12 protein-coding genes and 2 tRNA genes are annotated in these 14,050 nt (G+C 42.0%); 8 read left to right on the top strand and 6 right to left on the bottom strand.

What is annotated here, in order from left to right; genetic code table 11:
* Positions 1-55: 55 nt before the first annotated feature.
* Together ABFY09_RS10375 and ABFY09_RS10370 are read left to right on the top strand one after the other, a co-directional pair.
* Positions 56-802 carry a CLCA_X family protein gene (locus tag ABFY09_RS10375; protein WP_347984248.1) on the top strand — a complete coding sequence of 249 codons (747 nt, stop codon included), beginning with the start codon at positions 56-58 and terminating at the stop codon, positions 800-802.
* A 276-nt stretch (positions 803-1,078) separates the two neighbouring features.
* On the top strand, positions 1,079-1,912 hold the full coding sequence (locus tag ABFY09_RS10370) for a mechanosensitive ion channel domain-containing protein (RefSeq protein WP_347984247.1): 834 nt from the start codon (positions 1,079-1,081) through the stop codon (positions 1,910-1,912).
* Between the two features lie 126 nt (positions 1,913-2,038).
* On the opposite strand, the gene gcvP is transcribed toward ABFY09_RS10370, so the two are convergent.
* From gcvP to glyA, 3 genes are all read right to left on the bottom strand, one after another.
* Positions 2,039-4,903: an aminomethyl-transferring glycine dehydrogenase gene (gcvP, locus tag ABFY09_RS10365; RefSeq protein WP_347984246.1), complete on the bottom strand. Its 2,865-nt coding sequence runs from the start codon at positions 4,901-4,903 to the stop codon at positions 2,039-2,041.
* Between the two features lie 82 nt (positions 4,904-4,985).
* Positions 4,986-5,369, bottom strand: a complete 384-nt coding sequence (gcvH, locus tag ABFY09_RS10360; RefSeq protein ID WP_347984245.1) for a glycine cleavage system protein GcvH — start codon at positions 5,367-5,369, stop codon at positions 4,986-4,988.
* 57 nt (positions 5,370-5,426) lie between these two features.
* On the bottom strand, positions 5,427-6,704 hold the full coding sequence (gene glyA / locus ABFY09_RS10355) for a serine hydroxymethyltransferase (protein WP_347984244.1): 1,278 nt from the start codon (positions 6,702-6,704) through the stop codon (positions 5,427-5,429).
* A gap of 367 nt (positions 6,705-7,071) precedes the next feature.
* Between glyA and gcvT the strand changes: the two genes are divergently transcribed.
* From gcvT to ABFY09_RS10335, 4 genes are all read left to right on the top strand, one after another.
* Positions 7,072-8,172 (top strand): glycine cleavage system aminomethyltransferase GcvT, encoded by a 1,101-nt coding sequence (gene gcvT / locus ABFY09_RS10350; protein ID WP_347984243.1) that lies wholly within the window; start codon positions 7,072-7,074, stop codon positions 8,170-8,172.
* 139 nt (positions 8,173-8,311) lie between these two features.
* The gene (locus ABFY09_RS10345; RefSeq protein WP_347984242.1) at positions 8,312-8,851 is read left to right on the top strand and encodes an elongation factor P hydroxylase; all 540 of its coding nucleotides are present in this window, start codon (positions 8,312-8,314) and stop codon (positions 8,849-8,851) included.
* Positions 8,832-9,968 (top strand): 4-phosphoerythronate dehydrogenase, encoded by a 1,137-nt coding sequence (locus tag ABFY09_RS10340; RefSeq protein WP_347984241.1) that lies wholly within the window; start codon positions 8,832-8,834, stop codon positions 9,966-9,968. Before ABFY09_RS10345 ends, ABFY09_RS10340 begins: the two co-directional genes overlap by 20 nt.
* A gap of 21 nt (positions 9,969-9,989) precedes the next feature.
* The gene (locus tag ABFY09_RS10335) at positions 9,990-10,712 is read left to right on the top strand and encodes a flagellar brake protein (RefSeq protein WP_347984240.1); all 723 of its coding nucleotides are present in this window, start codon (positions 9,990-9,992) and stop codon (positions 10,710-10,712) included.
* 86 nt (positions 10,713-10,798) lie between these two features.
* Here ABFY09_RS10335 and htpX read toward each other — a convergent pair whose 3' ends face one another.
* The 3 genes from htpX to ABFY09_RS10320 all read right to left on the bottom strand — a co-directional run bounded on the left by htpX (position 10,799) and on the right by ABFY09_RS10320 (position 13,673).
* Entirely contained in the window at positions 10,799-11,677 is an 879-nt protein-coding gene (gene htpX, locus ABFY09_RS10330) for a protease HtpX (protein WP_347984239.1), read from the bottom strand.
* Between the two features lie 77 nt (positions 11,678-11,754).
* Positions 11,755-12,975 carry a pyridoxal phosphate-dependent aminotransferase gene (locus ABFY09_RS10325; RefSeq protein WP_347984238.1) on the bottom strand — a complete coding sequence of 407 codons (1,221 nt, stop codon included), beginning with the start codon at positions 12,973-12,975 and terminating at the stop codon, positions 11,755-11,757.
* Between the two features lie 128 nt (positions 12,976-13,103).
* Complete coding sequence (locus ABFY09_RS10320; protein ID WP_347984237.1) at positions 13,104-13,673, bottom strand: YajG family lipoprotein; 570 nt, start codon at positions 13,671-13,673, stop codon at positions 13,104-13,106.
* A 131-nt stretch (positions 13,674-13,804) separates the two neighbouring features.
* Between ABFY09_RS10320 and ABFY09_RS10315 the strand changes: the two genes are divergently transcribed.
* Together ABFY09_RS10315 and ABFY09_RS10310 are read left to right on the top strand one after the other, a co-directional pair.
* Positions 13,805-13,880, top strand: a tRNA-Glu gene (locus ABFY09_RS10315).
* Positions 13,881-13,956: 76 nt separating this feature from the next.
* Positions 13,957-14,031, top strand: a tRNA-Gly gene (locus ABFY09_RS10310).
* The last annotated feature ends 19 nt before the right edge of the window (positions 14,032-14,050 follow it).

The raw sequence follows: 14,050 nt of genomic DNA, 5'->3' as shown, positions 1-14,050 counted from the left end.
GGGCGTTTCGTTATATCATTGTGTTTTCATTTCAATGTAGATAAAGCTTCGCCCAATGACGCAAGATCGATTTAATTTTGTTGCTATTCGTCGCCAGTTTGATTTTCGTGGCATAGAAATGGGCCGTTGGGTGACACCTAAAGAAAGGGATCGTGCGGCGGTCAATTTCCACCAAGCTTTGCACGACTTAATGGATGCTTTGCAAGGCCCTGAACATCTTATTTCTCTACGAGGCACACTTGGGCTTCAGTTTGGAAAAGGTGGTCAGAGAGGTGTAGCAGCTCATTATATGCCAGCGACTCGACAACTTGCCTTGGCAAAAAATGCCGGAGCAGGGAGCTTGGCACACGAATGGTTTCATGCCTTCGATCATTATATGGGCGATAAAATTTACCCCCATATCCCTTCTAGTGGTTTTGCCTCCTATTTGTGGCTCAACCAACTGGATCAACCAATAAATAGACTGCACCCACTTTCTGCGTTATTAACCGAGTGCTTTAAAGCCATTGTGCTAACCCCTGATGGTGACGAGCCTAGTGATCTGTTTCGTGCTTCACAGCAAACTGATGAGGATCTAAATATTCTTTATTACGCCAAGCCAGAAGAACTTTGCGCTCGAGCTTTCGAGGCCTTTGTTGAGGATGAATGTCCAAATAGCCGTTTTCTTGTGAACGGTAGTAAGACTTCCAAAGAGGCCAAAGCTGGCCTGTACCCACAAGGGGAGCAGAGAGCTGTAATCAATCAGGCTTTTCGTGATTTCTTTTACGCTCTCGGCGGTGCATTGGTTCGTGAGATAAGTTGATTACCTTTTCCATGCGTAATGGCTCAACTTTATCCTTTTCTCACTTACGCTTTCTTTCTGAAAAGCAGATTTCAGCAAGGTGAATACAATATACAAAAGAGCTTTCATGGCTGTTTAATGTTTTTTCAGTTTGTAACAAAAGCTTTATTCAATACTGTTAATGTTTCTGCTCAATATCAATTTATTACAATCCTTATGATAGATTTACTATAAGGTTACCTACCTTTTAAAAATCATAGCCTTTATTGGCTACTCACTCATATATAAGGATGCATTATGCAGGACATTTTCAACCAAGTAGATATCAATCAATATTTACCAGACGTTATCGCTTTAGCTACGAATATCTTACTTGCTATTTTGATTTTGTTAATTGGTTTATGGATTTCTAATAAGGTCAAATCGGCCATTATTAAGATCAGTAAAAAGTACGATAAGTTAGACGATACTCTTTTCCGTTTCCTTGGTAGTGTTGCCCGTTATATCGTAATGGCGTTTGTTATTATTGCGGTGTTGAATCGTTTTGGTGTTCAAACTGCTTCTATCGTTGCTTTATTAGGTGCGGCTAGTTTAGCTATTGGCTTAGCTTTACAGGGTGCTATGTCTAATTTGGCTGCAGGGGTTATGCTACTGATTTTCCGACCTTATAAAGCAGGGGATTTTATTGAAGCTGCTGGTCGCTTTGGTAATGTTACGGAAATAGATCTATTCACAACGATTTTACAAACATTTGATAATCAGCAAATTATTGTGCCAAACAGTCAAATTTGGGGCTCACAAATAATCAATCATTCTCATCATCCTATTCGTGGTGTGGATATGCACTTTGGTGTGGCTTATGCAGAAAATACAGATGCGGCTCGAAAAGTTATTATGGATGTTTTGAATAATCACCCACATATACTTAAAGACCCTGCGCCATTTGTGGAAGTCGAAACACTTAATGATAGCTCTGTTGATTTTCTAGTGCGCCCATTCTGTCAAGGTGAGCATTACTTCAGTATCCTTTATTCCGTGCCAGAGCAGATTAAGAAAGCATTAGATGAAAATAATATCGAAATTCCATTCCCTCATCGTAAAGTAATTGTTGTTAACGAAGGTGAAAAATAAGGCTATTTAATAGAGCTTTGTGAAGCATATTAAAAGTTGAGATTTAGAGTAGTTTCTTATTTGACTCTGCTCTGGAAAGTAAAAAAACGAGCCATTAGGCTCGTTTTTTTGTCAACTTACGATGTATTAATCTTCGTAGCTATCTATCGGTGGGCATTCGCAGAATAAGTTGCGATCGCCATAGACGTTGTCAATGCGTCCTACAGGAGGCCAATATTTACGAGCTTTTATCCAAGGTAATGGATAGGCCGCTTCTTGGCGTGTGTAGGTATGACCCCATTCAGCAGAAAGTAAGCTATCAGCTGTATGCGGTGCATTCACTAATGGGTTGTCTTCTAGTGTCCATTCGCCAGCTTGAACTTTGCTGATCTCTTGGCGAATTTGAATCATGGCATCACAGAATCTGTCTAGTTCTTCTAAATTCTCTGATTCTGTTGGCTCTATCATCAAAGTGCCTGCCACCGGAAATGACATTGTAGGCGCATGGAAACCAAAGTCCATTAAGCGCTTAGCGATGTCTTCTTCACTGATGCCAGATTCTGCTTTTAGTGGACGAATGTCGATAATACATTCGTGAGCCACTGTGTCGTTTTTACCTGTATAAAGTACTGGGTAATGTTCGCCAAGGCGTTTAGCAATGTAATTTGCGTTCAAAATGGCGTTGTAGGTTGCATCACGCAAACCTTTGTCGCCCATCATTTTGATGTACATCCAAGTGATCACAAGAATGCTTGCGCTACCGTAAGGCGCAGCGGAAACGGCGCCATGTTGTTCTTCCATTCCCATAACAGGTGTAACTGCATGACCCGGTAAGAAAGGTGCAAGATGAGATTTAACACCAATTGGGCCCATGCCAGGACCACCGCCACCATGAGGAATACAGAATGTTTTATGCAAGTTAAGGTGAGAAACGTCTCCACCAAATGCGCCTGGAGGCGCAACGCCTACTAGTGCATTTAGGTTGGCGCCATCGATGTACACTTGTCCGCCAAATTTATGAACGATGTCACACACTTCGCGAATGTGCTCTTCAAAAACCCCGTGCGTTGAAGGATAAGTTGCCATGATGCAGCTAAGTTGTGCTGCGTGCTTTTCTGCTTTTTCAGCCAAATCAACTAAATCAATGTTGCCATTTTCATCGCATTTCACGATAACGACTTTCATACCGGCTAGTGCTGCGGACGCTGGATTTGTTCCGTGAGCAGAGCTAGGGATCAAACAGATATTTCGCTCATTGTCGCCGCGAGATTTGTGGTATTTATCAATCGCTATTAGACCTGCGTATTCACCTTGTGCGCCTGAGTTTGGCTGCAGTGAAATAGTGTCATAGCCAGTTGCTTTTGCCAGCATGTCGATGAGTTCTTCAAGTAGAGAGTGGTAGCCATTAACTTGGTTGTCTGGTGCGAAAGGGTGGATTCGGCCAAATTCTGCCCAAGTGACAGGAATCATTTCTGATGCTGCGTTTAGCTTCATTGTACAAGAGCCAAGTGGAATCATACTCTGGTTTAATGCGATGTCTTTCACTTCTAATTGATGCATGTAACGCATCAATTCTGTTTCGCTGTGATGGCTGTTGAACACAGGGTGCGTCAAAATGTCGTCTTGGCGAAATAGAGAAGTGTCAAAGCCGTAAGAAGCATCAGAGCCAATTACGTCTTCTAGTGTCAGTGTTGCGCCAAAACATTCTACTAAATCGATGAGATCACTTGGCGTAATTGTTTCATTCAAAGAGACAGAGATTTGCGCATCAGACACTTTATAGAAGTTCATCAACTTGGCTTCGCCTTTGGCGATAATGCTATCTGTTTGGCTTCCTGTGTTAACAATAACCGTATCGAAGTAACTAGCATTGGTTGTTAATCCTTGTTTCTGAATGGCTTTAGCAAAACAATCTGTTAGAGCGGCAACGCGACTTGCAATTTTTTTCAGGCCAGCTGGACCATGATAAACCGCATAGAAACCCGCCATCATGGCCAGTAAGGCTTGAGCGGTACAAATGTTCGATGTGGCTTTTTCACGACGAATATGTTGTTCGCGTGTTTGCATCGCCATACGTAATGCTGGTTTGCCGTGGCTGTCTTTAGAGACACCAATAACTCGACCTGGCATAGAACGTTTAAATGCATCTTTTGTTGCTAGGAAAGCGGCGTGTGGGCCACCAAACCCCATTGGAACACCAAAGCGTTGTGCGCTACCGAATACGATGTCTGCACCCATGTCGCCTGGTGACTTAAGTAGAACAAGTGACAAAAGGTCAACCGCGATACTGACTAATGCGCCTTGTTCGTGAGCCTCGGCAATCACAGAGGATAAATCCGTTACTGCGCCGTCGATACCTGGATATTGGAAAATAGCACCAAATACATCGTGGTTAGCAAAGTTGACGATGTCATCCACAATCACTTCAAGGTTGAGTAATTCTGCTCGTGTTTTAATGACATCGATTGTTTGTGGTAAGCAATGGTCCGCAACAAACAGGGAATCATTCTTTTTACGGTTTGAGCGTTTCATTAATGTCATGGCTTCTGCTGCCGCAGTAGCTTCGTCCAACAAAGATGCGTTGGAGATTTCCATGCCAGTGAGATCAATGACAACTTGTTGGAAGTTCAATAGTGCTTCCAATCGGCCTTGAGAAATTTCTGGTTGGTAAGGAGTGTAAGCCGTGTACCAACCTGGGTTTTCTAATAGGTTTCTTAAAATAGGAGAAGGGACGTGCGTATCGTGATAGCCCATACCGATAAATGAACGTGCAACCTTGTTTTTTTCAGCAATAGCTTTCAGCTGAATAAGAGCATCGCTTTCACTAACGGGTTCTGCAGATAAATCTAGATTTGCTTGACGAATGGCTTGAGGGACAGTTTTGTCTATTAATTCAGAAAGTGAACTGCGTCCTATGGTGGCGAGCATTTTTTCTTGCTCTGCAGCGCCTGGGCCAATATGTCGAGCCATAAATTCGTCGTTGTTTAACAAATCGCGAATGCACGAAGTCATAGTTTTACCTATTTAAGAAGCTATATAAAAAACGGGGAAGGTATGCTCTTTTACGAAAAGGTCAAAAGAGCATACAGAGATACTATTCGATTGAGTCGGTGTAGCCTGTTGCGTCAAGCAATTTGTCAAGATCAGCGCTATCGCTCAGCTTAACTTTGGCAATCCATGCTCCTTCAAAAGGAGATTCGTTGATTAGCTCAGGAGCATCATCAAGCGCTTCATTTACTTCAATTATTTCACCATTTACTGGTGCGTAAATATCAGAAGCGGCTTTAACGGATTCAACAAGAGAAAATTGTTCTTTTACTGTTACTTCTGCACCAACTTCTGGTAGCTCAACATAAACTACGTCGCCAAGTAAGTCTTGTGCATGATCAGTGATGCCAATTGTTACTGTGCCGTCACCGTTGTCTAATACCCATTCATGAGAGTCAGCGTATTTTAGGTTTTCTGGGATAGTGCTCATTAGATTCCTGCCTCTTATAAAAAATAGCCAAGAGTGAAAACTCTTGGCTATGCAATTTTAGCGGTAAAGTGGGAAGCGTGCGCAAAGCTCTTTTACTTCTGCAAGTACGCGAGCTTCAACTTCAGGGTTGCCGTCTGGCATAGCAACTAAACCATCTAGAACATCACTGATTAGATGACCTACTTTCTCGAATTCTTCAACACCAAAGCCACGAGAAGTTGCAGCAGGTGTACCGATGCGAATACCAGATGTGATCATTGGTTTTTCAGTATCAAACGGGATGCCGTTTTTGTTACAAGTGATACCAGCACGTTCTAGTGCTTTATCCACTACGTTACCTTTCAAACCTTTTGGACGTAGGTCAACCAACATCAAATGGTTGTCTGTTCCGCCAGTAACGATGTCGCAGCCACGTTCGATCATAACAGCAGCCAAAGCTTTTGCATTAGCAACAACTTGGTCAATGTAAACTTTGAACTCAGGTTTAAGCGCTTCACTGAAAGCCACGGCTTTACCAGCGATAACGTGCATCAACGGGCCGCCTTGGTAGCCTGGGAAAACCGCAGAGTTAATTTTCTTACCAAGATCTAGATCGTTGGAAAGAATCATACCGCCACGAGGGCCGCGCAATGTTTTGTGTGTCGTTGTTGTAACAATGTGTGCGTATGGTAAAGGAGACGGATGCGCACCAGTGGCAACAAGACCGGCGATGTGAGCCATATCAACAAAAAGGTAAGCACCAACTTTGTCAGCGATTTCACGGAAACGTTTGAAATCGATAACACGAGGAATAGCAGAACCACCAGCGATGATCATTTTTGGCTTGCACTCTAGTGCTTGTGCCTCAATGGCATCGTAATCGATCAATAGTGTTTCTGGGTTTACTTGGTATTGTACTGCGTTGAACCATTTACCCGATTGTGCTGGTGGCGCACCGTGAGTTAAGTGACCACCGGCATCTAAAGACATACCAAGGATAGTGTCACCTGGCTGAAGCAATGCAAGCATAACGGCACCATTTGCTTGAGCGCCAGAGTGTGGTTGAACGTTCGCAAATTCACAGTTAAAAAGCTGCTTAGCACGATCGATAGCAAGCTGCTCAGTTACATCAACTGCTTCACAACCACCGTAGTAACGACGGTTTGGGTAGCCTTCAGCGTACTTATTAGTAAGTACAGAACCTTGCGCTTCTAAAACCGCTTTAGAGGTAATGTTTTCAGATGCGATTAATTCAATACCAGTTTCTTGACGTTCTTGCTCTTCAACAATTGTCGCGAAAAGCTCTGGATCTCGTTCAGCTAGGGTTTGACTGAAAAAGGCTTCGGTGTTGGCCATGGAAAATTCCTCTTAAATAAACATGTATGCCCAAAAGACAATGAGTCGTGCATATAATAACACTATGGCAGTCTAAGGCGATGAAAAAAGATCATCTTTCCACGAGCGTCAGTCATTGTCTGGTTTGCGTCATTTTGTGGTTATCATAATAAAAAAGTTTCCAATTGGAAACAGCGCTTCGTATCGAATTGCTAAGTTTTTCAATGAAAATACTTAACCATTCGATCAGTTTTTCTTGCGTTTTGCCGTATTTTTATTGTTTTCTTTATTAAACTGGGCTCGGATACTTGTTATGTTAGTTTGTTTTTAGATACTCTGTTTCCAATCGGAAACAAACACTATCAATATTTAATTTAAGGTTTTTTCTATGAAACGTACTGCCTTGTATGATCAGCACCTTGATTCTGGTGCAAGAATGGTTGAATTCGCTGGTTATGAAATGCCTGTTCAGTATCCTTTGGGCGTAATGAAAGAACATTTATGGGTTCGTGAAAATGCTGGTCTATTTGACGTGTCTCACATGGGACAAGTAATTTTAAAGAGTGAAAACGTTAAAACTGCACTTGAGCAGATTTTGCCCGTTGATGTTTTAGATTTGCCTGTTGGTATGCAACGCTACGGTATGTTCACAACTGCGGAGGGGGGCATAACCGATGACCTTATGTTTGCTAACTGGGGTGATGATGTTTTTATGGTGGTGAACGCTGCTTGCAAAGAACAAGACATTAGCTATTTAAAATCGTCTTTAGGTGAATGCGATATTGAAGTAATTGAAGACAGAGCATTGTTGGCAATTCAGGGGCCAAAAGCCCGCGATGCTTTTTCTCGCCTCATTCCTGATGCCGCCACAATGATATTCATGCAAAGCCTTAAGTTTGATTGGCAAGGTGTTGAAATTTGGGTGAGCTGTTCTGGCTACACAGGTGAAGACGGTTATGAAGTGTCTGTTCCTAATGATAAAGCAAATGATTTTGCTAAGGCTTTACTCGCTTTTGAAGAAGTTGAGTGGATTGGTCTTGGTGCTCGTGACTCATTAAGACTTGAAGCGGGTTTGTGTTTGTATGGCCACGATATTGATACCAATACGACGCCGATCGAAGCGTCGCTTACTTGGGCAATTCAAAAAGTTCGTCGTTTAGGTGGTGAGCGTGCAGGTGGTTTTCCTGGCGCCGATGTTATTTTGCCGCAATTTACTGACAAGCCTAAGAAGAAGCGTGTCGGTTATTTGGTGGAAGGTCGAGCGCCTGTTCGTGAAGGTGTCGAAATTATCGATTCAGAGGGCGAAGTACAGGGAGTTGTAACAAGCGGTGGTTTTTCACCAACCTTATCCCAGCCAATCGTAATGGCTTCAGTGTCTACTGAAAGTCTAAGCAATGAGAAACCTTTGTTTGCCAGTGTGCGTGGTAAAAGAATTCCTTTGAAGCAAGTACCTATGCCTTTTGTTCCATCAAGATACTTCCGCGGTTAACATTCTTCCGTTTTTAAGTGTAGGAAGTTTGCTTCTTCTTGCATTTAAATCTAAATCATAAAAATACGTTATGTAAGCTTTCTTCACATAGCGTATTTTTATTTCTTATGTGATAATCATCTCCTTTTGGAGTCTTTCATTGGCAAGTGCAAAACAGCTTGTAGAGGCCTTTGATGCCTATTTCCTTTCAAGTTTTAATACATGTCTTGTTGGTGGGGCGGATGAGCCACTTTATGTTCCAGCAAAATCCAATGTTCCCGCTGTTATTTATTTTCGTAACGATTATGTTTCCAGTGCTTTGCATGAAATAAGTCATTGGTGCATTGCTGGCCACGAGAGAAGGCTGTTAGAGGATTACGGATATTGGTACAATCCGGATACTCGGGATCTTTTGTCTCAAAAAGAGTTTGAAAGTGTAGAAGTGAAACCTCAGGCCATTGAGTGTATTTTTCATTGGATTTTAGGGCTGCATTTTAGAGTCAGTGTTGATAACTTATCTTTGCCAGATTATGACGCACAGCATTTTGAGTATGCTGTTATGGCGCAGGTTGAGCGTTATTTGACTTCTAGCTTACCGCAGCGAGCTCGCTCATTTTCAATGTATTTATTGTCTCAGCGTTATCCTGATGCGATTTTTGATGAGTTTTTAAAACAACAATATGAATATTATTGTAGATGAGAACATGCCTAATGCTGCGCTTTTATTTTCGCGCTTAGGTGATGTTGAATTGGTTAATGGTCGTACATTAACTCGTGAGCAAGTTAAAGATGTTGATGTATTGTTAGTACGGTCTGTTACCAAGGTCACTAAAAATCTGCTGGAAGGCAGTCGAGTGCGGTTTGTAGGGAGTGCCACCATTGGTGTTGACCATATCGACTTGGATTACTTGCAAGAAGCAGGGATTGCCTTCAGTAATGCTCCGGGGTGTAATGCGGAAGCGGTTGCGGATTATGTTTTTAGTAGTTTAGGTTATTTGCACTTGTCGAAAAAGCTTAATTGGTTGGGTAAGAAAATCGGTGTCATTGGTTATGGCAATGTAGGCAAAAAAGTTTATAGCCGATTCGCAGCCATGGGCTGCCAAGTATGCGTTTATGATCCATTTAAAGAAGAGAAAGATAGCGATATTAATTTTACTTCTTTAAAAGGTGTATTAGCTTGTGATGTTGTTTCTTTACATGCGCCGCTTACAAAAAGTGGCTCCCATCCAACTCAAGGCATGTTGGGCGAAGCAGAGCTAAATTCTCTAAATGCAGGCGTAACCATTATTTCTGCGGGACGAGGCGGTGTGATTGACGAATCTGCTTTATTCAAGCTTCATGGGCGTTTGGGTGGCGACTTAAATCTAATACTAGATGTATGGCAAGATGAGCCCAATATTAATCAAAAGCTTGTGTCTCTTGTTGATATTGCGACACCACATATTGCTGGCTACAGTAAACAAGGCCGTGAGAAAGGCTCTTGGATGGTGTATAAAGCTTTATGCGAGCATTTAGGTGTAGTCACTGATATCAATGAGATTGATGCTATTAGTTCGGGTTTGTGTGCTTCCCTTGAAATAGCTACAGGTTATATAGATGAAGAGGTGTTGGCTCGCAGCATGCACGCTGTATATGATGTGGCGAGAGACGATGCTAGATTGCGCTTTAAATACAGAGAAGCGAAAGAAAAAGACGTATTTGATTGGTTGCGAAAGTGTTATGTAGAAAGAGACGAGTTCAATACTTGTTCTGTTAAGCATGACAGCAATGATGTACTCAGCCTTTTGGGTTCGGCCGGTTTTGTAATTAACAATTAATAAAGAATTTAAGGTAGGTGCATGGCTGGAGTAATGCAGGTTGATCTAGGTGAGCTAGAGGTACCAATAGGGACAAATGTACAAATAGAGTTCATATCACCACCTGGGCGCTATACGGTAAAAGTTCTTGGCAACATCCCTGGAAGCTCATTGATATTGTCTTGCCCTAGAACAAATGGCAAAAACATTCTCGTCCGAGAGAGTCAGATAGTGAATATCAGGCTAATGCTAAGCACCCATGTTTGTGCTTTTGCTAGTAAAATCGCAAAAAGTTATCTTGAGCCTGCTGCTCATATTCATGTGGCTTACCCAAGTTATGTTGAAACTTCCGAAGTTCGCCAGACGGCAAGGGTTGAAACGCGCCTTATCTCCAACGTAGAACCAAATAAAGCAAAAACCTCCATAAAAGAAGCATCATCCGCCATTCTTGTAGATTTAAGTCTTGGTGGGGCAAAATTAGTTTCTAAAGAAGATTTTGGTGCGGTTAACCAAACTATGAGCTTGGCGTGCAATATGAAGGTTGGCCCTTACAGTCATATTTTGAAGGTTGAGTGTGAAATACGTTCTCAAGAAATACAGATGCTTGAACAAGTTCAAGCTAGTATGGTTGATAATGATTTCTTGGCACGCATGGGAGTGGAATACTTTTATGTGTATGGCATTCGTTTCTTAGATATAGGGAAAGAAGCTGGTATTCCTTTAACGGCATATATTTTGGAAAACATCCGAAGCAAAACCAAGTAGCTCTAATCGCCTATAACTCCTTTAAACAAAAAAACGCCAATATCACTGCTAATATTGGCGTTTTTTGTTTTTTTATAGTGAATCTATTACAAAGCTTGTAGAGCTTTGATTCTATCTTCAATTGGTGGGTGGCTAGAAAATAGCTCACCTAATGTTGGTGCTTTGCCACGACGGATACCAAAAGCTAGCATTGAGTCTGGCATGTGTGTTTGTTCATGCTCTTGTTGTAGACGCGCTAAGGCCGCAATCATTGCGCCTTTGCCTGCCAGTCTTGCTCCGGCTTCATCTGCCCTAAATTCACGGTAACGAGAAAACCACATGACAATCATTGAGGCAAGAATGCCGAAGACGATCTCGAAAACAAACGTGGCAATATAATACCCCCAGCCTACAGAGCCTTCATTGTCGTCTTTACGTAGAAATTGATCTACCGCATAAGCTGCTATACGAGCAAAAAACATAACAAAAGTGTTTACCACACCTTGGATTAAGGACAAGGTAATCATGTCGCCGTTTGCTACGTGACCAATCTCGTGACCAAGAACAGCTTTAATCTCATCTGGTGAGAAACGATCCATCATACCGCTAGAAACCGCCACAAGTGCTGCGTTTTTATTCCAGCCTGTCGCAAAAGCATTTGCGTCATGGGAAGGAAAAATAGCGACTTCAGGCATTTTAATGTTTACTTTGTCTGAAAGTTCTTTCACCGTATCAAGCAGCCAAACCTCTTTATGGTTTCGTGGCTGTTCGATAACCACAGCGCCAGAGCCTTTTTTTGCCATAAACTTAGAAATAAGAAGAGAAACAAAGCTCCCAGCAAAACCAAATACACCGCAAAAAATCAATAAAGACGTGAAGTCTAGACCGTTGCTGGTCATATAGCCGTTAATACCTAAAAGACTTAATACAATGCCTGCCACCACCATGATGGCTAAGTTTGTCAGTAAAAACAGAATGATGCGCATAGCTATGCTCCTTAATAAACTGTTAAGGAGCATAGTAGGGCTTTATTGGATTATTTCAAGAGGTGAGAGCGCTAGGTTTAACGCTTCCTTAATCTGCCTAAAAATGCATCAAAGCGCTCCATGGCGGGAACTAATTCTTCAGTATGAGGAAGAAAGACAAATCGTACGTGATCAGGTGTCGGCCAGTTAAACCCTGTGCCTTGTACAATAAGTACTTTTTCTTCCTGTAGGAATTGTAATACCAGATCCATGTCGTTTTGTATTTGATAGACTTTTGGATCAAGCCGAGGAAACAGGTAGAGAGCGCCCTCTGGTTTGTGGCACTGGACACCAGGAATAGCATCTAGAGCTTCCCATGCTACTTTACGTTGTTCATAGAAGCGGCCACCAGGAACGATAAGTTCATTAATGCTTTGATAACCACCAAGAGCAGTTTGCACGGCATGCTGGGCCGGAACGTTCGCGCAAAGTCGCATTGAGCTTAGAATATCTAAGCCCTCAATATAATCTTGGATACCACTTAGATCGCCCGTGATGGCCATCCAACCAGAACGAAAGCCAGCCGTCCTATACACTTTAGATAATCCACCAAATGTCACACAAGGTGCTCGACCTTCGGTGAGTGTAGCTGTTGGAATATGCTGTGCGCCGTCATAAAGTATTTTGTCATATATTTCATCGGAGAAGATCAGTAGGTTGTGCTCTTCAGCCAAATTAACAATGGACTCTAAAACTTCTTTTTCATAGACCGCGCCAGTAGGGTTGTTCGGGTTGATAATGACAATAGCTTTGGTTTTATTGGAAATCTTTGCACGAATGTCATTGATATCTGGCTGCCAGCCTGCGCCTTCATCACACAGGTAATGTTTCACATAGCCGCCAGACAAAGTTGCGGCAGCAGTCCATAAAGGGTAGTCAGGAGCAGGGATAAGGATTTCGTCGCCATCATTAAGTAAACCTTGCATCGCCATAACAATAAGTTCACTGACGCCATTCCCCATCCAGACATTGTTTACATCGACAGATTTGACCCCCAGTGCTTGGTATTTTTGCATAACTGCTTTTCTAGCTGAGAATAATCCTTTTGAATCGCAGTAACCTTGTGATGTTGGTAGATTGCGAATGACATCTACAAGTATTTCATCAGGAGCTTCAAAACCAAATGGCGCTGGGTTGCCAATGTTGAGCTTTAAAATACGTTGACCTTCATCTTCCATTCGCATGGCTTCTTTTAAAACAGGTCCTCGGATTTCGTAACAAATATTGGCAAGTTTGTTTGATTTAAGAATTTGCACCATTTAATCCTTATTAAATTTAAGCAGAATAAGTTGTGTTCACTGAGTCTAAGTCTGTTGGAAGTGACTGTGTAAGTTACAATAATGCCTCTTCACGTCCAATACATGAAGAGGCATTTTAGGTGTGAAGCTTATTTTAGTAAGGCAATGATGTTCGGATCACTTAGAAGACGACTAACGGTTTGGCTGGCAAGGTCATTCATATCGTCTTCTATTGCTTGTTGATATGGCATGGTGCCGTATTCTCTGACCTTTTGAGAGCCATAATTTGCTTTATAAGTTTGACCTTTGGCTGCTAGGGTTGCTTTTAGCTCAAAATCTAAAGTAGCAATGGTTTTTAGCGCTTCCACTTTTGTTGTGTAGCTCATTTTGGTAATTTCGATTTGTAAATCAGCAGCAGGTGTTACACCTTGATCTGGAGTAAAGCCTAAATCACGTAAGCCTTTAAGGATGCTTTCTTTTACGCTTGCAGCAACATCATTGTTTGCATATATATCTGCACGTTCATTTAGACCTGTTTTTATAGAGCCAACAGTTGTAGCTAATTTTGTGCTGGTGGAGACGTTGATCACTCGGTCATTAGAAAGGGTGTTTGTATTTATTTCTGGTTGTGGGTTAATGCTTATGTAATGTGTTGTGGAGCACCCAGCCAATAAAAGAGCAGAAAGAGATAAGGTTAAAAAAAGTTGTTTGTTCAGCATACAAGCTCCAATCCAATTGATTTTAAAAGCGACTTTTCTTCTAAGTTGCTTAAATTAATAAAAAAAACTATTGATTTTATGATGAGTAACAGTAATATACGCACCCGCTTACACAGCAAGATTGTTACGTTGTCCCATTCGTCTAGAGGCCTAGGACACCGCCCTTTCACGGCGGTAACAGGGGTTCGAACCCCCTATGGGACGCCATCATTTCATACGGTTGGCTGTTAGTTTACCTACTTTTCTCTGAATGAGAAGGTTTAGTGTAAGAAGTATTATTGTTGCGGGAATAGCTCAGTGGTAGAGCACAACCTTGCCAAGGTTGGGGTCGCGAGTTCGAGCCTCGTTTCCCGCTCCATCTTATTAAATGTATTGTC

The sequence above is a fragment of the Marinomonas sp. 5E14-1 genome, assembly GCF_039939215.1.
Lineage (GTDB): Bacteria > Pseudomonadota > Gammaproteobacteria > Pseudomonadales > Marinomonadaceae > Marinomonas.
Note: the sequence above shows the minus strand (reverse complement) of the source record. Positions and strands in the feature narration are given on the sequence as shown.

What these genes read in the sequence shown, in the direction of transcription:
- ABFY09_RS10375 (WP_347984248.1), top strand. Translation starts at nt 56, where the DNA reads ATGACGCAAGATCGATTTAATTTTGTTGCTATTCGTCGCCAGTTTGAT.
- ABFY09_RS10370 (WP_347984247.1), top strand. Translation starts at nt 1,079, where the DNA reads ATGCAGGACATTTTCAACCAAGTAGATATCAATCAATATTTACCAGAC.
- gcvP (WP_347984246.1), bottom strand. Translation starts at nt 4,903, where the DNA reads ATGACTTCGTGCATTCGCGATTTGTTAAACAACGACGAATTTATGGCT.
- gcvH (WP_347984245.1), bottom strand. Translation starts at nt 5,369, where the DNA reads ATGAGCACTATCCCAGAAAACCTAAAATACGCTGACTCTCATGAATGG.
- glyA (WP_347984244.1), bottom strand. Translation starts at nt 6,704, where the DNA reads ATGGCCAACACCGAAGCCTTTTTCAGTCAAACCCTAGCTGAACGAGAT.
- gcvT (WP_347984243.1), top strand. Translation starts at nt 7,072, where the DNA reads ATGAAACGTACTGCCTTGTATGATCAGCACCTTGATTCTGGTGCAAGA.
- ABFY09_RS10340 (WP_347984241.1), top strand. Translation starts at nt 8,832, where the DNA reads ATGAATATTATTGTAGATGAGAACATGCCTAATGCTGCGCTTTTATTT.
- ABFY09_RS10335 (WP_347984240.1), top strand. Translation starts at nt 9,990, where the DNA reads ATGGCTGGAGTAATGCAGGTTGATCTAGGTGAGCTAGAGGTACCAATA.
- htpX (WP_347984239.1), bottom strand. Translation starts at nt 11,677, where the DNA reads ATGCGCATCATTCTGTTTTTACTGACAAACTTAGCCATCATGGTGGTG.
- ABFY09_RS10325 (WP_347984238.1), bottom strand. Translation starts at nt 12,975, where the DNA reads ATGGTGCAAATTCTTAAATCAAACAAACTTGCCAATATTTGTTACGAA.
- ABFY09_RS10320 (WP_347984237.1), bottom strand. Translation starts at nt 13,673, where the DNA reads ATGCTGAACAAACAACTTTTTTTAACCTTATCTCTTTCTGCTCTTTTA.